General features: G+C 66.6%; 22 protein-coding genes. 8 read left to right on the forward strand and 14 right to left on the reverse strand.

Annotated features, from left to right (window positions below; all coding sequences use genetic code 11):
* Positions 1-65 precede the first annotated feature (65 nt).
* From QMX83_RS12415 to QMX83_RS12460, 10 genes are all read right to left on the reverse strand, one after another.
* Positions 66-512 carry a DUF6491 family protein gene (locus QMX83_RS12415; protein WP_282296948.1) on the reverse strand — a complete coding sequence of 149 codons (447 nt, stop codon included), beginning with the start codon at positions 510-512 and terminating at the stop codon, positions 66-68.
* Positions 513-600: 88 nt separating this feature from the next.
* Positions 601-1,314, reverse strand: a complete 714-nt coding sequence (gene lolD / locus QMX83_RS12420; RefSeq protein WP_282296951.1) for a lipoprotein-releasing ABC transporter ATP-binding protein LolD — start codon at positions 1,312-1,314, stop codon at positions 601-603.
* Entirely contained in the window at positions 1,307-2,548 is a 1,242-nt protein-coding gene (locus QMX83_RS12425) for a lipoprotein-releasing ABC transporter permease subunit (RefSeq protein ID WP_282296953.1), read from the reverse strand. Before QMX83_RS12425 ends, lolD begins: the two co-directional genes overlap by 8 nt.
* Before the next feature lie 23 nt (positions 2,549-2,571).
* Entirely contained in the window at positions 2,572-2,934 is a 363-nt protein-coding gene (locus tag QMX83_RS12430) for a hypothetical protein (protein ID WP_282296954.1), read from the reverse strand.
* A 37-nt stretch (positions 2,935-2,971) separates the two neighbouring features.
* Positions 2,972-3,220 carry a succinate dehydrogenase assembly factor 2 gene (locus QMX83_RS12435; protein WP_282296955.1) on the reverse strand — a complete coding sequence of 83 codons (249 nt, stop codon included), beginning with the start codon at positions 3,218-3,220 and terminating at the stop codon, positions 2,972-2,974.
* Between the two features lie 72 nt (positions 3,221-3,292).
* Entirely contained in the window at positions 3,293-4,078 is a 786-nt protein-coding gene (locus QMX83_RS12440; protein ID WP_125360148.1) for a succinate dehydrogenase iron-sulfur subunit, read from the reverse strand.
* Between the two features lie 66 nt (positions 4,079-4,144).
* The gene (gene sdhA, locus QMX83_RS12445) at positions 4,145-5,935 is read right to left on the reverse strand and encodes a succinate dehydrogenase flavoprotein subunit (protein ID WP_282296956.1); all 1,791 of its coding nucleotides are present in this window, start codon (positions 5,933-5,935) and stop codon (positions 4,145-4,147) included.
* A 31-nt stretch (positions 5,936-5,966) separates the two neighbouring features.
* The gene (sdhD, locus tag QMX83_RS12450; RefSeq protein WP_282296957.1) at positions 5,967-6,353 is read right to left on the reverse strand and encodes a succinate dehydrogenase, hydrophobic membrane anchor protein; all 387 of its coding nucleotides are present in this window, start codon (positions 6,351-6,353) and stop codon (positions 5,967-5,969) included.
* Positions 6,350-6,742: a succinate dehydrogenase, cytochrome b556 subunit gene (gene sdhC / locus QMX83_RS12455; RefSeq protein WP_282296958.1), complete on the reverse strand. Its 393-nt coding sequence runs from the start codon at positions 6,740-6,742 to the stop codon at positions 6,350-6,352. The genes sdhD and sdhC overlap by 4 nt, the downstream gene beginning before the upstream one ends.
* A 56-nt stretch (positions 6,743-6,798) precedes the next feature.
* A complete protein-coding gene (locus QMX83_RS12460; RefSeq protein ID WP_282296959.1) occupies positions 6,799-6,972 on the reverse strand; it encodes a DUF1674 domain-containing protein in 174 nt (57 codons plus the stop codon).
* Positions 6,973-7,029: 57 nt separating this feature from the next.
* Between QMX83_RS12460 and QMX83_RS12465 the strand changes: the two genes are divergently transcribed.
* Positions 7,030-7,884: a folate-binding protein gene (locus tag QMX83_RS12465; protein ID WP_282296972.1), complete on the forward strand. Its 855-nt coding sequence runs from the start codon at positions 7,030-7,032 to the stop codon at positions 7,882-7,884.
* Between the two features lie 93 nt (positions 7,885-7,977).
* Here QMX83_RS12465 and ugpC read toward each other — a convergent pair whose 3' ends face one another.
* A complete protein-coding gene (ugpC, locus tag QMX83_RS12470; protein ID WP_282296960.1) occupies positions 7,978-9,072 on the reverse strand; it encodes a sn-glycerol-3-phosphate ABC transporter ATP-binding protein UgpC in 1,095 nt (364 codons plus the stop codon).
* Positions 9,073-9,426: 354 nt separating this feature from the next.
* Here ugpC and zwf point away from each other — a divergent pair, with 354 nt between their 5' ends.
* The 5 genes from zwf (at position 9,427) to eda (ending at position 15,310) form a co-directional block, all read left to right on the forward strand.
* The gene (gene zwf / locus QMX83_RS12475; RefSeq protein WP_336618961.1) at positions 9,427-10,866 is read left to right on the forward strand and encodes a glucose-6-phosphate dehydrogenase; all 1,440 of its coding nucleotides are present in this window, start codon (positions 9,427-9,429) and stop codon (positions 10,864-10,866) included.
* Positions 10,863-11,870 (forward strand): glucokinase, encoded by a 1,008-nt coding sequence (gene glk, locus QMX83_RS12480; protein WP_282296962.1) that lies wholly within the window; start codon positions 10,863-10,865, stop codon positions 11,868-11,870. Before zwf ends, glk begins: the two co-directional genes overlap by 4 nt.
* The gene (gene pgl, locus QMX83_RS12485) at positions 11,867-12,589 is read left to right on the forward strand and encodes a 6-phosphogluconolactonase (RefSeq protein ID WP_282296963.1); all 723 of its coding nucleotides are present in this window, start codon (positions 11,867-11,869) and stop codon (positions 12,587-12,589) included. The genes glk and pgl overlap by 4 nt, the downstream gene beginning before the upstream one ends.
* 51 nt (positions 12,590-12,640) lie before the next feature.
* Entirely contained in the window at positions 12,641-14,557 is a 1,917-nt protein-coding gene (gene edd, locus QMX83_RS12490) for a phosphogluconate dehydratase (protein ID WP_282296964.1), read from the forward strand.
* Between the two features lie 93 nt (positions 14,558-14,650).
* Positions 14,651-15,310 (forward strand): bifunctional 4-hydroxy-2-oxoglutarate aldolase/2-dehydro-3-deoxy-phosphogluconate aldolase, encoded by a 660-nt coding sequence (eda, locus tag QMX83_RS12495; protein ID WP_282296965.1) that lies wholly within the window; start codon positions 14,651-14,653, stop codon positions 15,308-15,310.
* Between the two features lie 7 nt (positions 15,311-15,317).
* Here eda and QMX83_RS12500 read toward each other — a convergent pair whose 3' ends face one another.
* The 3 genes from QMX83_RS12500 to ispG all read right to left on the reverse strand — a co-directional run bounded on the left by QMX83_RS12500 (position 15,318) and on the right by ispG (position 18,152).
* Positions 15,318-15,965 carry a response regulator gene (locus tag QMX83_RS12500; protein ID WP_282296966.1) on the reverse strand — a complete coding sequence of 216 codons (648 nt, stop codon included), beginning with the start codon at positions 15,963-15,965 and terminating at the stop codon, positions 15,318-15,320.
* 197 nt (positions 15,966-16,162) lie between these two features.
* Positions 16,163-16,906 carry a phosphatase PAP2 family protein gene (locus QMX83_RS12505; RefSeq protein ID WP_282296967.1) on the reverse strand — a complete coding sequence of 248 codons (744 nt, stop codon included), beginning with the start codon at positions 16,904-16,906 and terminating at the stop codon, positions 16,163-16,165.
* Complete coding sequence (gene ispG, locus QMX83_RS12510) at positions 16,887-18,152, reverse strand: flavodoxin-dependent (E)-4-hydroxy-3-methylbut-2-enyl-diphosphate synthase (RefSeq protein ID WP_282296968.1); 1,266 nt, start codon at positions 18,150-18,152, stop codon at positions 16,887-16,889. Before ispG ends, QMX83_RS12505 begins: the two co-directional genes overlap by 20 nt.
* 124 nt (positions 18,153-18,276) lie before the next feature.
* Between ispG and QMX83_RS12515 the strand changes: the two genes are divergently transcribed.
* Both QMX83_RS12515 and QMX83_RS12520 read left to right on the forward strand, forming a co-directional pair.
* Positions 18,277-19,500 (forward strand): ATP-binding protein, encoded by a 1,224-nt coding sequence (locus tag QMX83_RS12515; RefSeq protein WP_282296969.1) that lies wholly within the window; start codon positions 18,277-18,279, stop codon positions 19,498-19,500.
* Between the two features lie 2 nt (positions 19,501-19,502).
* Positions 19,503-20,078: a response regulator transcription factor gene (locus QMX83_RS12520; RefSeq protein WP_282296971.1), complete on the forward strand. Its 576-nt coding sequence runs from the start codon at positions 19,503-19,505 to the stop codon at positions 20,076-20,078.
* The last annotated feature ends 63 nt before the right edge of the window (positions 20,079-20,141 follow it).

Genomic DNA, 20,141 nt, shown 5'->3' on the forward strand with positions numbered 1-20,141 from the left:
CTCATGAACCCATCCGGATGTGCATGGGCCGGCCAACGGCCGGCGCTACCGTGAACCCGGGACGGTTACATGGTGGCGTCTCGTTCTTCTGTCTGGGCCTTGCGCCGCTCCTTCTCCGAGGCACGCAGCGCCGGCACGTCCAGCTTGCGGATCGACTGGATGAAGCACGGCACGCGCGGGCCTCCGGTGGTATCGCGGACCAGCACCTTGTCGAAACGCGCGGAAACCCGGCCCATCTGGCTGGTCAGCCCGATCGCGGGCGCGTAACTCAGGCCCTGGCAGGGACCGCGCAGTTCCAGCAGATAGGCTTCGCTGGGACGGGTCCAGACCGCCAGCGCACTGTCGCCCAGCTCGGTCCAGCCGTTGAGCGAACCGAAGTACTGCAGGTCCTGCTGCGGCGCGCCGGCATGGGCGCGGTACAGCTCCAGCTTCTCCGCACTACTCAGCCGTCCCGTGGTGGAACAGGCGGCAAGGGTCAGGCTCAGGGCCGCTACGGCCATCAAGGTCTTCATGGCACATCTCCGTTATCACGCTTTGACGGATGATGCGCCCGAAAACCGCCAGCCGCGTGACGCGGCCGACGGTGATTCAGCCGCCAGCTCAGACCTCGCTGTGCGCCAGTGCGTGCAGCCGGCCCTCACGCAGCTCCAGCACGCGGTCCAGGCGGCGGGCCAGGCTGCGGTCGTGGGTGACCAGCACCAGGCTGGTGTGATGGGCGCGGTTGAGTTCCAGCATCAGCTCGAACACGGTCGCGGCGGTCTTGTCGTCCAGGTTTCCGGTCGGTTCGTCGCCCAGCACGCAGGCCGGGCGATTGACCAGCGCACGGGCCACGGCAGCGCGCTGCCGCTCACCACCGGACAGCTCGCCCGGCTTGTGGGTCATGCGGTGCGCCAGCCCGACCGATTCCAGCAAGGCTTCGGCGCGCGCCTTGGCATCGCCCACGTCACGACCGTTGAGCAGCACCGGCATCATCACGTTTTCCAACGCGGTGAACTCGGGCAGCAGGTGATGGAACTGGTAGACGAACCCCAGCGCCGAGTTGCGCAGGCGGCCACGCTGCCCGTCCGACAGCGAGGACATCTGCTGCCCGGTCACGAACACCTCGCCTGCCGTGGGCGTATCCAGCCCACCCAGCAGGTGCAGCAGCGTGCTCTTGCCGGCACCGGACGCACCGATGATGGCCACGGTTTCGCCGGCGGTCACGGTCAGGTTGAGGCCGTTGAACACCGGGGTCTGCATGCGGCCTTCGGCGTAGGTCTTGGCCAGATCCTGGGCACGGATCACTTCGTCGCCGCGATTGATCGGCTCATTCATAACGCAGGGCCTCGGCCGGCTGGGTGCGGGCAGCGCGCCACGCAGGGTACAGGGTGGCGAGGAAGCTCATGGCCAGCGCAACCACGGTGATGATGATGATGTCCGGCGTCTGCATGTCGGTGGGCAGGCCGGTGATGTAGTAGACGTCTTCCGGCAGCAACTTGACGTTGAACAGCGACTCGATCGCCTGCAGGATGCGCTCCAGGTTGAGGGTCAGAGTGATGCCACCCAGCACGCCGAGCACGGTACCGAAGATGCCGATCAGCGAGCCCTGCACCATGAACACCTGCATCACCCCGCCCGGGGTCAGGCCCAGCGTGCGCAGGATGGCGATGTCGGCCTGCTTGTCGGTGACCAGCATCACCTGCGAGGACACCAGGTTGAACGCGCCCATGGCGATGATCAGCGAGAGCAGAATGCCCATCACGACCTTCTCCATGCGCAGCGAGTGGTAGAGGTTCGCATTCTGCTGGGTCCAGTCACTGACCCGATAGGCACCGCCCAGTCCACGCGCCAGGTCGTAGCCCACGTCGAAGGCCTTGTCCATGTCGTGCAGCTTCAGGCGCACACCGGTGACGCCATCGATACGCAGCACGCGTTCGAGGTCATCCATGTTGGCGTAGGCCACGCCGCGGTCGATTTCGTTGTAACCGGCTTCGAAGATGCCGCTGACGGTGAAGCGCTTGAGCCGCGGCATCGCACCGACCGGGGTGCCCTGCACTTCGGCCAGGGTCACCAGCACGGTATCGCCGACGTCCACGCCCAGCCACAACGCCAGCTCCTTGCCGACCAGCAGGTTGTAGCTGCCGGGGGTGAGACTGTCGTAGCTGCCCTTCTTGACCTTCTGGTTGATCACCGAGACGGCCGGCTCCAGCGCCGGGTCGATGCCCTGCACGATGGCTCCCTGCACGCGCGGACCGCTGAGCATGGCCTGGATCTCGATGTAGGGTGCCGCGCCGGACACGCGCGGATCTTTGTGCGCCACGTCCACCGCATGCTGCCAGTCGGTCATGGGCGCGCCGTCGGTGGTGACGGTGGTGTGCGCGGTCATCTGCAGCAGGCGGTCACGGATTTCCTTCTGGAAACCGCTCATCACCGCCAGCGTCGTGATCAGGACGGTCACGCCGAGCGCGATGCCCAGGATGGACGCCATCGAAATGAAGGAGATGAAGCCGTTGCGGCGTTTGGCCCGCAGGTAACGCAGGCCGATGGCTACAGGAATGGGTTTGAACATGCAGGTACGCCGGACAATTCACGCTATGGTGCCACCGCCGGGCGTGAACGGGAAATGCAGTAGGCACGCACGGCCAGTCGCAGTTCACGTCGCCCCTCGGGCGGCAGGGTATCGGGCCAGAACAGCCGGGCGTGACGGCGACCCTGGCAGCGCCATTGCAGCTGCAGCAGCCAGCCACGGTCGTGCAGGGTCAGGTCGTCCACGGGCACCGCGTCCACGGTCACCAGGGCGTCCCCGGGCAGGATGACGATCCGGCAGGCGGGCTGGCGGGTCTGTCGCCAGCCTAGCCCTGCTGCCAGCGCGGTCGCCAGCAGCGCGGCCGGCCAGCGGTACGGGGCCGGGACACCACTGGCCAGTACCGCCAGCGGCATCAGCAGTGCGATCACTGCATGCGCGGCGCATTGCCAGCGCGAGGGACGCCACTCAAACCGGCAGGGCGCGGATCTTTTCCATGAGCGGGATCGCGTGGGCATGCGGGCACTGCTCATATCCCATGAACCAGCGCCACAACTTATCGTCCTCGCAGTCGAGCAGGAACAGGAAAACCTCGCGCTCTTCTGTCGGCGCAGTTCCCCATTCGCGGTCGAGATAGCGCTCAAACAGCTGGTCCAGTTCGCGCATGCCGCGGCGGCAGCGCCAGCGGAGTTTTTTCAGGAGGGTCTGTTCGTCCATTTCGCGTGTTTCCAGATATGGCAAAGCCACGCGATGCGTGGCTTTGCCGGGTGTTGCGATTCCAAGCGTGGATCAGGCGCGGCGCGCCATCATCAGCTTCTTGATCTCGGCAATGGCCAGCGCCGGGTTCAGGCCCTTCGGGCAGGTCCGGGCGCAGTTCATGATGGTGTGGCAGCGGTACAGCTTGAACGGATCTTCCAGATCGTCCAGGCGCGCACCGGTGTCTTCATCGCGCGAGTCGATGATCCAGCGGTAGGCCTGCAGCAGGATCGCCGGGCCCAGGTAACGCTCGCCGTTCCACCAGTAGCTCGGGCAGCTGGTCGAGCAGCAGGCGCACAGGATGCACTCGTACAGGCCGTCCAGCTTCTTGCGGTCGTCCGGCGACTGCAGGCGCTCGCGGTCCGGCGGAGCCGGGGTCTGGGTGCGGATCCACGGCTTGATCGAGGCGTACTGCGCGTAGAAGTGGGTCAGGTCCGGCACCAGGTCCTTGACCACGCTCATGTGCGGCAGCGGGTAGATCGGCACTTCCGCCTTGCCACAGTCGGCGATGGCGCGGGTGCAGGCCAGCGTGTTGGTGCCGTCGATGTTCATCGCGCACGAACCGCAGATGCCCTCACGGCACGAACGACGGAAGGTCAGGGTCGGGTCGATCTCGTTCTTGATCTTGATCAGCGCGTCCAGAACCATCGGACCGCAGGCGTCCAGATCGATCTCGTAGGTGTCGGTACGCGGATTGCTGTCGTCGTCGGGACTCCAGCGGTAGACCTTGAAGGTGCGCAGGTTCTTGCCGCCGGTCTTGGCGGGGAAGTGCTTGCCCTTCGTGATCTTGGAATTCTTTGGCAGGGAAAACTCGGCCATGGCTGTTCTCGTTGGCTCAGGCGGCCCGCGCCCGAAGGCGCGGATGCTCGGTAGTCGGGATCGCGATCAGTACACGCGCGGCTTCGGCGGCACCACGGCGACCTCGTCGGTCAGCGTGTACATGTGCACCGGACGGTAGTCGAAGCTGCACTTGCCCTTGTCGTCGACAGTCACCAGCGTGTGCTTGTGCCAGTTCTCGTCGTCGCGGTCCGGGAAGTCCTCGTGCGCATGCGCGCCGCGGCTTTCCTTGCGCTGTTCGGCCGAGTTGATCGTCGCCACTGCATTGAGCAGCAGGTTGTTCAGCTCGTAGGTTTCGATCAGGTCGGAGTTCCAGACCAGCGAACGGTCGCTGACCTTCACGTCCTGGAACGAATCGAACACCGTCGCCATCTTCTCGCAGCCTTCCTTCAGCGTCTGGCTGGTGCGGAACACGGCGGCATCGGCCTGCATGGTGCGCTGCATGTTGTCGCGGATCACCGAGGTCGGGGTGTCACCGTTGGCGTAACGCAGCTTGTCGAGCAGATCCAGCGCCTTGTCGCAGGCGTCGGAGGCCAGCGGCTTGTGCGCCGCACCCGGCTTGATGGTTTCAGCGCAGCGGTTGGCCACCGCACGGCCAAACACCACCAGGTCGAGCAGCGAGTTCGAGCCCAGGCGGTTGGCACCGTGCACCGAGACGCAGGCGGCTTCGCCGATCGCGTACAGGCCCGGCACCACGGCATCGTTGTTCTCGCCCACCTTGCGCACGACTTCGCCGTGGAAGTTGGTCGGAATGCCGCCCATGTTGTAGTGCACGGTCGGAATGACCGGAATCGGCTGCTTGTGCACGTCGACGCCAGCGAAGATGCGGGCGCTTTCGGCGATACCCGGCAGCTTTTCGTCGATCACGCCCGGGCCCAGGTGGGTCAGGTCGAGCAGGATGTGATCCTTGTGCTCGCCGACGCCGCGGCCTTCGCGGATTTCGATGGTCATGGAACGGGCGACGACGTCGCGCGATGCCAGGTCCTTGTAGTGCGGTGCATAGCGCTCCATGAAGCGCTCGCCGTTGCTGTTGCGCAGGATGCCACCTTCACCGCGGACACCCTCGGTGATCAGGCAGCCGGCACCGTAGATGCCGGTCGGGTGGAACTGCACGAACTCCATGTCCTGCATGGCGATGCCGGCACGCATGGCCAGACCGCCACCGTCGCCGGTGCAGGTGTGCGCCGAGGTGGCGCTGAAGTAGGCGCGGCCGTAACCGCCGGTGGCCAGCACCACGCCCTGGGCGCGGAACAGGTGCAGCGAGCCATCAGCCATGTCCAGCGCCAGCACGCCGCGGCAGGCACCCTCTTCGTCGAAGATCAGGTCCAGCGCGAAGTATTCGATCATGAAGCGCGCATCGTGCTTCAGCGACTGCTGGTACAGCGTGTGCAGCATGGCGTGGCCGGTACGGTCAGCCGCCGCGCAGGTACGCTGCGCCGCCGGGCCTTCACCGTACTTGGTGGTCATGCCACCGAACGGGCGCTGGTAGATCTTGCCCTCTTCGGTACGGCTGAACGGCACGCCGTAGTGCTCGAGCTCGATGATGGCCGGAATGGCCTCACGGCACATGTACTCGATGGCGTCCTGGTCGCCCAGCCAGTCCGAGCCCTTGATGGTGTCGTAGAAGTGGTAACGCCAGTCGTCTTCGCCCATGTTGCCCAGCGCGGCGGAGATACCGCCCTGCGCGGCCACGGTGTGCGAACGGGTCGGGAAGACCTTGGTCAGGCAGACCGTCTGCAGGCCCTTGGCGGCAAGCCCGAACGTGGCGCGCAGACCGGCACCGCCGGCACCGACCACGACCATGTCGTACTTGTGTTCAGTAATCTTGTAAGCGGACATCTAATCTGGATTCCTGTCTTGGTGCCTGGACTCAGGCAACGCCGAGCGCAATGCGGGCGACCGCAAAAACACTGACGATTGCGCCGAGCACGGCAACGAACTTCACCGTGGTCTGCAGCGCCAGGGCCAGCAGCGAGTTGTGGATGTAGTCTTCCAGCACGACCTGCAGACCAAGCTGCGCGTGCCAGAACATGGCCACCAGGAAGCCGACCAGCAGCACCGCGTTCCACGGCTTGGACACGGCCTCGGTCGCGGCGGCGTAGTCGGAACCAACCAGGCTCAGCACGAACACCAGGAACCACACGGTCAGGAAGACCAGTGCGGTGGCGGTCAGGCGCTGGTGCACGAAGTGTTCGGTGCCGGTCTTGGCGGCACCCAGGCCACGCACGTTCTTCAACGGGGTACGGAACTTGCTCATGCGGCACCTCCGAGGAACACATAGGCCCAGACCGCGGCGGTGATCACCAGGCTGGCGAAGACCGAGATCCAACTGCTGCGCACGAAGGCGGGAATGCTGAAGCCAATGGCGAAGTCCTGCACGATATGGCGGATGCCATTGCAGAAGTGATAGGCAAACGACCACGTCCATGCGAACAGGAACAGCTTTCCATACCATGCACCGGCGTGACCGGTGAAGCAGTTCCAGGATTCAGGACCCATCATCAGGGCGAGCAGGCCGCCGGCGATGATCAGGGCTCCAACAGACAGAAAGATGCCGGTCGCTCGATGAAGAATCGAGGTGGCCATCTGGATCTGCCAGCGATACACCTGAAGGTGCGGGGAAAGGGGACGTTCTCTGGCGGCCATTCGCTGGGCTCGTTGTCTCGGCTGGGCGGCGCAATGCCGCGTTGGCTCAATGCTGATCAGAAATCGATGCAGCGTCCGTTTTTCTCCCAATCGCCATACCGCACCGGATCGAGTCCGCCGCGGCCGCCAAATTCCGGAGCCGGTGCCGGGGCCGGGACGAGCGCGTGCTCCTCCGGTACCAGCGGGGCTTCAGGTTCAACGTCGGGAGTGGGGGTTGTTTGGCCTATCATGGGTGGTCTCGCAACGCACAAATTTTAGACCCCGTTCACGTGCCTGACAACCTGCCCCTGACATCCAATGGTCTTACCGGCGCGTTCACGCGTCTTTCCGGTCACCGCCTGCTCAGCCTGCGCGGCCCTGATGCCGTGGTTTTCGCCCAGGCCCAGTTCGCCAACGACGTGACCGCCCTGCCCCTGCGACACTGGCAGTGGAGCGCGTGGCTGAGCCCCAAAGGCCGCACGCTGGCAGTGTTTCAGCTGCTGCGGGTCGAAGAAGATCACGTGATGCTGGTGCTGGCCGACGGCGATGCCGATGCGATTGCGTCGCAGTTGCAGCGCTTCGTGTTCCGCCGCAAGCTCAAGGTGGAACTGCGCGGCGACCTGAACGTGGCCGGCAGCTTCACCGCGCCCGAAGCGGCCAGCGGGGCTGCGTTTGCGCAGGATGATCAAGTTCTGGAACTGGATGTCGGCAGCGATGCGCTGCCGCGCACGCTGCAGATTGCCCCCGCCGACACCGCGCTGGCCGAAGACGCATCGTTCGCACTGGCCTGGCGCCAGTCCGACCTGCGCTATGGGCTGCCGCGACTGGAGGCGGACCAGCTGGAAGCATGGACGCCGCAGCAGCTGGGCCTGGACCGGTTGAACGGCTACAGCGTGAAGAAGGGCTGCTACCCGGGCCAGGAGATCGTGGCGCGGACGCACTTCCTGGGCAAAGCCAAGCGCGCGTTGCAGCTGCTGCGCGTGGACGGCGGTGTGGCCAGTGGAGCATCGGTTGAGCAGAACGGCGCAGCGATGGGCACCGTGGCCAGCGTGGCCGGTGACCTGGCGCTGGCGGTGTTGCCGCTGGAGCTGGCAGAGGGCGCGTTGAGCGTGGCCGGGGCTGAGGCGCACCCGGTGCCGTTGCTGGAAGGCCTGGCGCGCTGACTCGTTGATGGACCGCGCAGCCACGCAGGGCGTGGCTCTACGGATATCAAGCCTTGCGTAGAGCCACGCCCTGCGTGGCTCCGCCATCCATCATCACGCGTCGTGATTCAAACGCTCGCCGGATTCCGCGTCAAAGAAGTGCAGCCCCTGCGGCTGGATCGCCACGCGGATCGACTCCCCCACCGCGGGCAACACCTGCGGCGCGACGCGCATCACCAGCGCCTGCTCACCGTGGCGCATGTTGACGAAGATCTCGTTGCCCACCGGCTCGATCCCCTCGATCTCCGCATCGAAGCCATGCGCGTCGCCGGCCACCGCCGGCTGCAGATGCTCCGGACGCACGCCGACGGCAATCGACTTGCCCACCCATGCCGCATCCACGGTTGCATCGCCAAGCGGCGCACGCAACGACGCCTGCGCCACCACCAGGCCTTCGCTGCCACGCTCCAGCGTGCCGCGCAGCACATTCATCGCCGGACTGCCCAGGAAGCCCGCCACGAACAGATTGGCCGGGCGGTCATACAACGCCATGGGCGTATCGATCTGCTGGATGACGCCGTCCTTGAGCACCACGATGCGCTGGCCCAGGGTCATCGCTTCAACCTGGTCGTGGGTGACGTAGATCATGGTGGTGCCGAGCTTGCGGTGCAGCTGCGCGATGTCAGTGCGCACGCTGTGCCGCAGCTTGGCGTCCAGATTCGACAACGGCTCGTCGAGCAGGAACACCGCCGGCTCGCGCACCAGTGCACGGCCCAGCGCCACGCGCTGGCGCTGGCCGCCGGACATCGCCTTGGGCAGCTTGTCCAGCATTTCGGTGAGACCCAGGGTCTGCGCGGCCTCGTTGACCCGCTTGGCGATGGTCGCCTTGTCGTGGCCACGCAGCTTCAGACCGAACGCCAGGTTCTCGGCCACGGTCATATGCGGATACAGCGCATAGCTCTGGAACACCATGGCGATGTCGCGGTCCTTCGGAGCCACATCGTTGACCACCCGGTCACCGATGGTCAGGGTGCCGCCGCTGATCTCCTCCAGGCCGGCGACCATGCGCAGCAGGGTCGACTTGCCACACCCGGACGGCCCGACCAGCACCATCAATTCGCCGTCGGCCACCTCGAACGTGGCTCCCTGCACGGCCACCTGGCCGTTGTCGTACACCTTGCGCACGCCCTGCAACTGCACTTTTGCCATATCACCCATTCCAGTCCGCCCGCTCACCGGGCTGTTGTGCGGAACTGCCTTCGGCCCTCCCGATGGCAGGTCGATGGCGTGGTGCCGCATGACGGCGACCACTGCAATCGAATACAGTCTGCCCATTCTGCCATGTAAACGTTTTCACGTGGCAGTATCCTTGGTTCGGTCATCACCGGTGTTCGCGGATGAGACGACAGTCTCCCGATTGCGGCGGTGTTTGGCCCATGATGGGCGGGTACGCGCCTGTTCATGTTGCACCTGCAGCAATCGGACAGCGCCACCAGCAATACCCCCGAGAACATAGACGAGAAGCGATTGACAACGATGTCACCCGGATCTGAAACTCGAGCGATGCACGACACCCTCTTCCTGTTTGGCGCCACCGGCGACCTTGCCCAACGCTATCTGTTCCCTTCGTTGCTGCGCCTGCTGGGCGACGGCCTGCTGCCGGAAGACTTCAAGGTCCGCGCGCTGGCGTTGTCCCCGCATGACACCGAGGCCTTCCGCGAAATCCTGCGCCCGCGCCTGCAACAGGCGATGCCGCAGGCCAGCCAGGACGACATCCAGTCGCTGCTGCAGCGCATTGACTATCGTTCGGTCGACCTGCGCGACCCGCAGTCGGTGGCCGAGTCGGTGCGCGACCTGGTGCACCGCCAGTGCGTGAGCTACCTGGCGATTCCTCCGGGCCTGTACATCTCCACCTGCGAAGGCCTGGCCCTGGGCGGTGCGCTGGCCGCGCCGTCGCGACTGATGCTGGAAAAGCCGATCGGCAGCGACAGCGCCAGCGCCGAGCACATCCTGACCACCATCGGTCAGTGGATCGACGAAGACCGCGTGTTCCGCCTGGACCACTACCTGGGCAAGGCGGCGGTGCAGAACCTGATCGCGCTGCGCTTCGGCAACACGCTGCTCGAAGCGGTGTGGAACCGCAACTACATCGAGTCGGTGCACATCCTGGTCGCCGAAAGCGAAGGCGTGGATGGTCGCGATGCCTACTACGCGCGCTCCGGCGCGCTGCGCGACATGGTCCAGAGCCACATTCTGCAGCTGCTGTGCCTGGTGGCGATGGAGCCGCCGGCGTCGCTGGAAGCCGACCGCGTGCGCGACGAGAAGGTCAAGGTGCTGCGCGCCCTGCGCCCGCTCGATGCCAAGCATGCCGCCCGTGACAGCGTGCGCGGCCGCTACACCGCCGGCAGCATCAACGGCCAGCCGGCCCAGGCCTATCAGCCGCCGGAAGGCAGCGACGTGGAAACCTTCGCCGGCGTCACCGCGCACATCGACAACTGGCGCTGGTCGGGCGTGCCGTTCCATCTGGTCACCGGCAAGCGCCTGCCCGAACGCACCACCCGCGTGGTGGTGACGCTCAAGCCCGTCACGCATTGGCTGTTCGAGCGTCCGCACCGCGGCAACGCCACGCCGAACCGCATCACCTTCCAGCTGCAGCCGCAGGAAAACATCGAGCTGGGCCTGATGAGCAGCCTGGCCGGTCCGGAATGGGGCGCGCTGGAACTGCATCCGCTGGAACTGGAACTGTCGGTACCCACCGGCCTGCACCGCCGCATCGCGTATGAGCGCCTGTTCCTGGACGCGTTCAACGGCAACCACGCGCTGTTCGTGCGCGACGACGAAGTGCGCGCAGCCTGGGCCTGGATCGACAGCGTGAGCGAGGCCTGGAAGGCCGCGCCGCTGCCGCTGCAGCCCTACCCCGCAGGTCAATGGGGTCCGGCCGAAGCGGTCGGCTTCCTGCCGGCCGACGTGGATGCCGACGCCGGCCGCAAGGACCCGGCATGACCGTCGCCAGCCTTCCGGCGCTGGTCGCCGACATTGGCGGCACCAACGCCCGCTTCGCCTTGGCCGACACCCAGCAGGCGGCTCCGCTGCTGGCCGACACCGTGCGTGAATTCGCGGTGGCCGACTTCCCCTCGCTGGGTGATGCCGCGCGCCACTATCTGGAACAGATCGGAGCCGACGCCGACCGCGGCGTGTTCGCGGTGGCCGGCCGTGTCGACGGTGACGAAGCCCGCATCACCAATCACCCGTGGGTGATCTCGCGTGCGCGCACCGCGCACATGCTCGGCTTCAGCCAGTTGCACCTGATCAATGACTTTGCCGCGCAGGCGATGGCGATCTCGCTGCTTCAACCCAGCGACGTGGTCCAGGTCGGCGGTGCGGCATGGGTACCGGGCAAGCCCGGCCAGCCGCGCAACTACGCGGTGATCGGCCCGGGCACCGGACTCGGCGTGGGCGGCTTGATCCTGCGCCACGGCCGCTGCTATCCGCTGGAAACCGAGGGCGGCCATGTCAGCTTCCCACCGGGTACGCCGGAGGAAATCCGCATCCTGCAGATCCTGTCCGAGCAGTTCGGCCGGGTCTCCAACGAGCGCCTGATCTGCGGCCCGGGGCTGGTCAACATCCATCGCGCGGTGTGCGAGATGGCCGATGTCGATCCCGGCCAGCTGCAACCGGCCGACGTCACCGCCCGCGCGCTGCAGGGCGACCCGCAGGCGATGCGTTCGGTGGATGTGTTCTGCGCGGTGTTTGGTGCCATTGCCGGCGACCTGGTGCTGATCCAGGGAGCCTGGGACGGCGTGTTCCTGACCGGCGGCCTGGTACCGAAGATGCTCGATTCGCTGCAGCATTCCGGCTTCCGCCAGCGCTTTGAACACAAGGGACGTTTCTCTTCGATCATGTCGCGGGTGCCGTCGCTGGCGGTGATGCACCGTCATGCCGGCCTGCTCGGCGCAGCGGCGTATGCCGCGGACATTGAACGCGACCTGCCGGGAGGCACTGCATGAACCGACTCGATACGTCCGATCGCATTGAGCTGATCCGTCACAGCGAGGCCGATGCCTGGATCGAAGCGGTGGCGGCGGAAATGGCCGAACGCCTGAACATCGACATCCGCGAAACCGGCCGCGCGCGCATGCTGCTGTCCGGTGGCACCACGCCGGCACCGGTGTACCAGGCCCTGGCCGAACTGGACGTGCACTGGGACCGCGTGGAAGTCAGCCTGGTCGACGAGCGCTGGCTCTCCCCCAATGACCGCGACAGCAATGCCTGGCTGGTGCGCGAGAGCCTGCTCAAGCGCGCCGAGAGCGCCCACTTCGATCCGCTGGTGCGGGTCGGCAAGCCCATCGCCGAGTGCGTGTACACCGCCAATCTGCAGGCACAGCATTCACAGTGGCCGACCCTGGCGGTCCTGGGCATGGGCAACGACGGCCACACGGCCTCGCTGTTCCCCGGGTCGAAGGACCTGGGCCGTGCACTGGAAAGCACCCTGCCCTACGCGGCGCTGGACGCCACCGGTTGCCCCGGTGCCAACCAATGGCCGCTGCGCATCACCCTGACTCCGCATGGACTGCGCAAATGCCGCCAGCGGTTGCTGCTGCTGCGCGGCAAGCAGAAGCTTGAAGTGCTCAAGCAGGCGCTGGAAAGCAACAATGCCCAGCTCTATCCCATCCTCAACGCGATCGACATGGACGGACCGAAGCTGCGCATCCACTGGTGCGACTGAGCCGTGACCGCCCTTCCCTTTCCGCGTTTTCTTTCTCATAGCCGGTAGCCAATGAGCCTGCACCCCAAACTTGAAGCCATCACCGCGCGGATCATCGCGCGCAGTGCCGCCTCGCGCGCGGCCTACCTGGCCGGCCTGGACGCCGCACTGCGCGACGGTCCGTTCCGCTCACGTCTGAGCTGCGGCAACCTGGCGCACGGCTTCGCGGCCTGCGGCCCGACCGACAAATCGCGCCTGCGCGGCGGCGTGACCCCGAACCTCGGCATCATCACCGCCTACAACGACATGCTGTCGGCGCACCAGCCGTTCGAGCATTACCCGGACATCCTGCGCGACACCGCGCGCGAGCTCGGCGCGACCGCGCAGGTCGCGGGTGGCGTGCCGGCGATGTGCGACGGCGTGACCCAGGGCCGCGCAGGCATGGAGCTTTCGCTGTTCTCGCGCGATGTGATCGCGCAGTCGACCGCGATCGGGCTCAGCCACGACATGTTCGACACCACGGTGTACCTCGGCGTGTGCGACAAGATCGTGCCGGGCCTGCTGATCGGCGCGCTCGCCTTTGGCCATCTGCCGGCGGTGTTCCTGCCGGCCGGCCCGATGACGCCGGGCATTCCGAACAAGCAGAAAGCCGAAGTGCGCGAGCGCTATGCCGCCGGCCAGGCCACCCGCGAGGAGCTGCTGGAAGTGGAAGCGGCGTCGTACCACGGCGCGGGCACCTGCACCTTCTACGGCACCGCCAACTCCAACCAGACCCTGCTGGAGGCGATGGGCGTGCAGTTGCCGGGCGCGTCGTTCGTCAACCCGGGCACGCCGCTGCGTGATGCACTGACCCGTCACGCGGCACAGCGTGCGCTGGAGATCACCGCGCTGGGCGACGACTTCCGTCCGCTGGGCCGGTTGATCAACGAAAAGGCGATCATCAATGCGGTGATCACGCTGATGGCGACGGGCGGCTCGACCAACCACACGATCCACTGGATCGCCGTGGCACGCGCGGCCGGCATCGTGCTGACCTGGGACGACATGGACGAGCTGTCGCAGCTGATTCCGCTGCTGGCGCGCGTTTACCCGAACGGCGAAGCTGATGTGAACCGTTTCGCGGCATCGGGCGGTACGGCGTTCGTGTTCCGCGAACTGATCGATGCAGGCCTGATGCATGCGGATCTGGTCACAGTGGTCGAAGGCGGCATGCACCAGTACACGCAGGACCCAACCCTGCGCGATGGCAGCCTGGGCTGGATGGATGGCATCACCGAAAGCGCGGACCTGGAGGTGGTGCGACCGGTGGCCGAGCCGTTCGAGGCACAGGGTGGCCTGCGTCTGCTGCGCGGCAACCTGGGGCGCTCGCTGATCAAACTGTCGGCAGTCAAGCCGCAGTACCGCACGATCGAAGCGCCGGCCGTGGTCGTCGATGCACCCCAGGTATTGAACAAGCTGCATGCCGCGGGCGTGCTGCCGCATGATTTCGTGGCCGTGGTGCGCTACCAGGGGCCGCGCGCGAACGGCATGCCGGAACTGCATTCGCTGGCTCCGTTGCTGGGGCTGCTGCAGAACCAGGGCCGTCGCGTGGCGCTGGTGACGGATGGCCGTCTGTCGGGCGCATCGGGCAAGTTCCCGGCGGCGATCCATCTGACCCCGGAAGCGTCACGCGGCGGTCCACTGGCACGCGTGCGCGAGGGCGACATCATCCGCCTGGACGGCGAAGCGGGCACGCTGGAGGTCCTGGTGGACGCGGCCGAATTCGCCGCGCGCGAGCTCGCTCCGAACACCGCACCCGCCGGCCACGACATGGGCCGCAACCTGTTCGCGCTGAACCGCCGCATGGTCGGTCCGGCCGACCAGGGCGCGATTTCGATCTCCTGCGGCCCCGCCGCTGCCGACGGCGACATCTGGAACTACGACGCGGAGTACGAACTGGGCGGTGATGCCGCCGCAGCCGCTGCCCCGCATGAGGCAAAGGACGCCTGACGGCGAATCCGGTAGCGCCGGCCGTTGGCCGGCCCACGCCATCCCGCAGCGCCTGGCTCAGCCCGGCGCTCGCGCACCAACTGGAATGACTTCATGACCATCGCCGAACACCAGCAACGCGCTGAATCCCTGCTCCACGCCGCCGGCATCCTGCCGGTGGTCACCGTGCACACCCTCGAGCAGGCCCGCGCGGTCAGCGCAGCGCTGCTGGAAGGCGGCCTGCCGGCGATCGAACTCACCCTGCGCACGCCGGTGGCGATGGACGCGCTGGCGATGCTCAAGCGCGAACTGCCGGATGTGGTGGTGGGCGCGGGCACGGTGCTGACGGTGGAACAGATGCAGCAGGCGATCGATGCGGGTGCCGACTTCCTGGTGACCCCGGGCACGCCGGCGCACATGGCCGATGCACTGGCGGCGGCCCCGCTGCCGGTGGTGCCGGGTGCGGCGTCGCCGACCGAACTGCTGGCGCTCTACGCGCGCGGCTTCCGCGTATGCAAGCTGTTCCCGGCGTCGGCCGTGGGTGGGCTGGCGATGATCAAGGGGCTGGCCGGTCCGATTCCGGACCTGAAGCTGTGCCCGACCGGCGGCATCACCGAAACCACCGCGGCCGAGTACCTGGAGCAGAAGAACGTGGTCTGCATCGGCGGTTCGTGGATGGTGCCGAACAACTGGATCGAAAACGGTGACTGGGACAAGGTGAAAACCAGCGCGGCGGCCGCCGCGCAGATCGTCGCCCGCGTCCGCGCGCGCTAGGCGGCGATCACAACGGCCGCGCCGGATCCACCAGTCCGTACTGGCTCGCCATGCGAGCCAGGGCGATGTTGTCCTGGATGCCCATCTTTTCGAACAGACGGGCTTTGTGGGTGTTGACCGTTTTGGCGCTGAGGCTCAGCCGCTTGGCGATGTCTTCCTGGCGCAGGCCCTGGGTCAGCAGCAGGGCGACTTCCAGTTCGCGCGGTGACAGCGTATCGAAAGGCGACTGACTGCCTTCGACGTTGGCCAGCGCGATGTTCTGGGCGATGCTGCTGCCGAGGTAACGGCGGCCCATGGCGGCATCGCGCACGGCGCGCAGCAGCTCCTGCGCATCGCAGGCCTTGCCGATGTAGCCGGAAGCACCCGCTTCAAGCAGGCGCTTGGGCATGGGGCCGTCTTCGAGTACGGACACAATGACCACGCGCGTGCCGTGGTCGCCACGGATCACCCGTTCGGTCACTTCCATGCCACTGACACCGGGCAGATGCAGGTCGCACAACACCACGTCCGGACGTAGCTGGCGGATGTCCGGCAGCGCATCTTCACCGGACTCGGCTTCGCCGACCATTTCGATGTCGGTCTCATTGGACAGAATCATCTTCATGCCGGTTCGCACCAGCGCGTGATCGTCCACCAGATACACTCGAATCGTCATCTACGCACCCTTGTTCATCTACTGCGTTCGGGGCAAGCCTAGCCGCGTGATATTGCGTTAACAAGGAAACAGGCTCCCCGCCCGCACCCGCCAGAGCTCACCACACATCCCCTTGCAACGTCTGCGCCACTAGGCCTTGCGGCCTTCGCGCCACGCTTGAACCAAGGCCATCACAGCATGTGAAATCGGCCCCTCGATCATGCCGTTTCCGGCCCACCCGCTCCCCGGATGGAACCTTGTCGCCGACGCCAGGGATGGCGGCGGCGGAACATCACAAGAAAGCACCCTACCACCCAAACCAGCGCGGCACACCATCCGCCGAGAATGTCAGACGGGTAATGCACGCCGAGGTAGACCCGGGAGAGGCTGACCAGGCCGGCAAACACCAGCCCCGCGACCAGAACGGGCCAGCGCCAGCGGGTGTTCCAGGCCAGCAGGATGACCACGGCGGCCAGGGTGGCCGAACCCATCGCGTGGCCACTGGGGAAGCTGTAGGTGCTTTCCGGGGCGATCGATTCCCAAAGACTGGGGCGATCGCGCTGGAAGAACTGCTTGCTGCCCAGGTTGAGCAGGGCCGAACCGATGAAACTGATGGCCGCGAAGGCGGCCTCGCGCCAGCGGCGGAAACCGAGCAGCGCGAGCACGATGAGGATGTCGCCGGGAATCACGCCCCACTGGTAGCCGATCTTCGAAATGAACACGAAGAAGGCGTCCAGCCATGGGGTGGATACCGCGTGCATCTTCCACAGTAACGGCGCATCGAAGTGGAACTGCTCGAATTCGTGCACTTCATCGGCCAGTTCCACGAACGCCGCCAACGGCAACAACACGCCGACGAACAGCAGCACGAACCGCCACGCGTTGTGGGCCAGCCAGTGGCGCACACCGGACGCCGCTTCCGGCGTCCCCAGAACCGGGGGCTTATCCTGCGCTTCGGACATAGGTGCGTTCGACGTACTCGTCGATCAGGGTCACGAAGTCCTGCGCGATGTTTTCACCGCGAAGTGTGACCGACTTCTCACCGTCAACGAACACCGGGGCAGACGGCGCTTCGCCGGTGCCGGGCAGCGAGATGCCGATGTTGGCGTGCCGCGATTCGCCGGGACCGTTCACCACGCAGCCCATCACCGCCAGGGTCATGTTCTCGGCCCCCGGGTGATGCACCTTCCACAGCGGCATTTTCTCGCGCACGTGGTTCTGCACCACCTTGGCCAGTTCCTGGAAGAACTCGGACGTGGTGCGGCCACAGCCGGGGCAGGCCGTGACCAGCGGCGTGAACGCACGCTGGCCGGTGGTCTGCAGCAGTTCCTGCGCGACAATCACTTCCTGGGTGCGCGACTGCCCGGGTTCCGGCGTCAGCGAAATACGGATGGTGTCGCCGATGCCTTCCTGCAGCAGCACCGCCAGCGCCGCCGACGAGGCGACGATGCCCTTGCTGCCGATGCCCGCCTCGGTCAGGCCCAGGTGCAGGGCGAAATCCGAACGCTGCGCCAGGTCGCGGTACACCGCGATCAGCTCCTGCACGCCGCTGACCTTGGCCGAAAGCACGATGCGGTCGCACGGCAGGCCGAGGTCGACGGCCGTGTTGGCCGAGTCCAGCGCCGAACGGATCAGCGCCTCGCGCAGCACGCGACCGGCGTCCCACGGCTTGGCACGTTCGTTGTTCTCGTCCATCAGGCGCGCGGCCAGCGACTGGTCCAGCGAGCCCCAGTTGGCCCCGATCCGCACCGGCTTGTTGTAGCGGATGGCGAATTCGATCAACTGCGCGAACTGGGTGTCCTTCTTCTTGCCGAAGCCGACGTTGCCCGGGTTGATGCGGTACTTCGCCAAGGCTTCGGCGCAGGCCGGCTCCTGGGTCAGCAGCTGATGGCCGTTGTAATGGAAGTCGCCGATCAGCGGCACGTCGATGCCCATCATCTGCAGCTTTTCCACGATGCGCGGAATGGCGGCAGCCGATTCGGGATTGTTGACCGTCAGCCGCACCATTTCCGAGCCGGCCCGCCACAGTTCGGCGACCTGCTTCACGCTGGAGGCCACGTCGGCGGTGTCGGTGTTGGTCATCGACTGCACCACCACCGGGCGTCCCCCGCCCACGACAACCCCGCCGATGGACACGGCCTGGGTCTGGCGGCGGGTCCAGACGGTGGACTCGGAGGGTTCGGTCGGTTTGGAGACGGCGTCGTGCATGCCCCATTTTACGCTCTGCCACGGCGCAATGGCGCACCCGCATTCATCCCGCGGCGGGCATCTGCGGCCGATGCGGCCGATTGTCGCAGGCGGTGCGACGCGCCAGCGCATACGATGGGCACACATGACCGGTACCGACGCCCCCTTCCTACGCACTTTGTGCAGCCTGCGCTGGCTGGCCGTGGCCGGCCAGGCGGCCACCATTCTGGTCGCCACCTGGGTGCTGGGGCTGGAGTTGCCGCAGCAACCGCTGTGGGCGGGCGTGGTCGCGCTGGCATTGTTCAACGTTTACGCCCAGCTGCGGGTGCGCGACGAGGACAACACCGCGCCGGTGACGGCGTTCTGCCACATCCTGGTGGACGTGACCGTGCTGACCTGGATGGTCGGCTGGAGCGGCGGGGTCGCCAACCCGTTCGGCTCGCTGTTCCTGATCCTGATCGCGCTGGCCGCCCTGGCCCTGCCCGCCCGCTGGACTCTGGCGGTGGCCGCGGCCTGCCTGATCGGCTATGCGGTCAGCGGCGTGTTCGGACTGCCGCTGCCGGCCGGCTATTTCAGTGCCATGGACCTGCACCAATGGGGCGTGGTCGCCAACTTCCTGCTTTCCGCCGCGGTGGTGCTGGCCTTCTCGACCCGGCTGGCGATCGCGCTGCGCCGGCGCGAACACGAGCTTTCGCTGCTGCGCGAACGCTTCGTCCGCAACGAAGGCATCGTCGCGCTCGCCACCCATGCCGCTTCGGTGGCGCATGAACTCAATACCCCGCTGGCGACCATGACCCTGCTCGCCGACGACATCGCCGAACAGAGCGACAACAGCGAGGTCCGCGAGGATGTGGACACCCTGCGCGAGCTGCTGGTGCAGTGCCGCGAGCGCGTCCTGGCGCTGGCCCGCCCCGCCGCCGGGCAGCATCCCGGCCGCGACACCGTGACCCTGCCGCAGGTGCTGGAACAGTGGCGGCTGGTGCGCCCGACCATCACGCTGGTACGCAACGACGATGCCCCCCTGCAGCTCCCGCTGGACCCGGGTATCGGCCACCTGCTGATGGTGCTGCTCAACAACGCCGCCGATGCGGGCGAACAGGCGCAACGGCCGCAGGTGGACCTCAGCCTGCGCATCGAAGGTGACGATCTCATCGGCGAGGTGCGCGACTACGGGCGCGGCTTCGACGCGCGCCAGGCGGTGTTGCCCGGCACCTTGTTCAACAGCGGCAAAACCCAGGGCATGGGCGTGGGCCTGGCCCTTTCCCATGCCACCATCGAGCGCCTGGACGGCGAGCTGTGGATGCGACCGGCCAATGGGGCCGGCACCCGCGTCGGCTTCCGCCTGCCCCTGGCTGCGCAGGAGACTTGATCATGACCACCCCTCCCCCCTCCGCCACCCACGGCCTGTTGGTCGACGACGACGACCTGTACCTGCGCACGCTGCAGCGCAGCCTGGCCCGCAAGGACCTGGAAACGGTGATTGCCAGCGACATCGCCTCGGCCCTGGTACTGGCCCGGCAGCAGCCGCCGGCGTTCGCGCTGATCGACCTGAAGCTTGGTTCCGAATCCGGGCTGGCCTTGATCCAACCTTTGCGTGCCCTGCGCGAGGACATGCGCATCCTGCTGGTGACCGGTTACGCCAGCATCGCCACGGCGGTGGAAGCCATCAAACTGGGCGCGGACGACTACCTGCCCAAGCCGGCGACGGTGCCGATGATCCTGCGCGCGCTGGGCGAGGAAGACGACGGCCCCGCCGACGACGGCGAGATGGAACCGCCGGATGCAATGACCCCGATCAGCCGGCTGCAGTGGGAACACATCCAGCAGGCCATGCACGAGACCGGCGGCAATGTGTCGGCGGCGGCGCGCCTGCTCGGCATGCACCGGCGTTCATTGCAGCGCAAATTGGCCAAGCGGCCAAGCCCTGAGCGCGATCCTTCGCGCTAAGGGCGGTAGCGCCGGCCGTTGGCCGGCCCATGCACATCCGGATGGGTTCATGAGGGCCGGCCA

Origin of the sequence: Stenotrophomonas sp. PS02289 (genome assembly GCF_029960115.1) — a bacterium.
Classification (GTDB): domain Bacteria; phylum Pseudomonadota; class Gammaproteobacteria; order Xanthomonadales; family Xanthomonadaceae; genus Stenotrophomonas.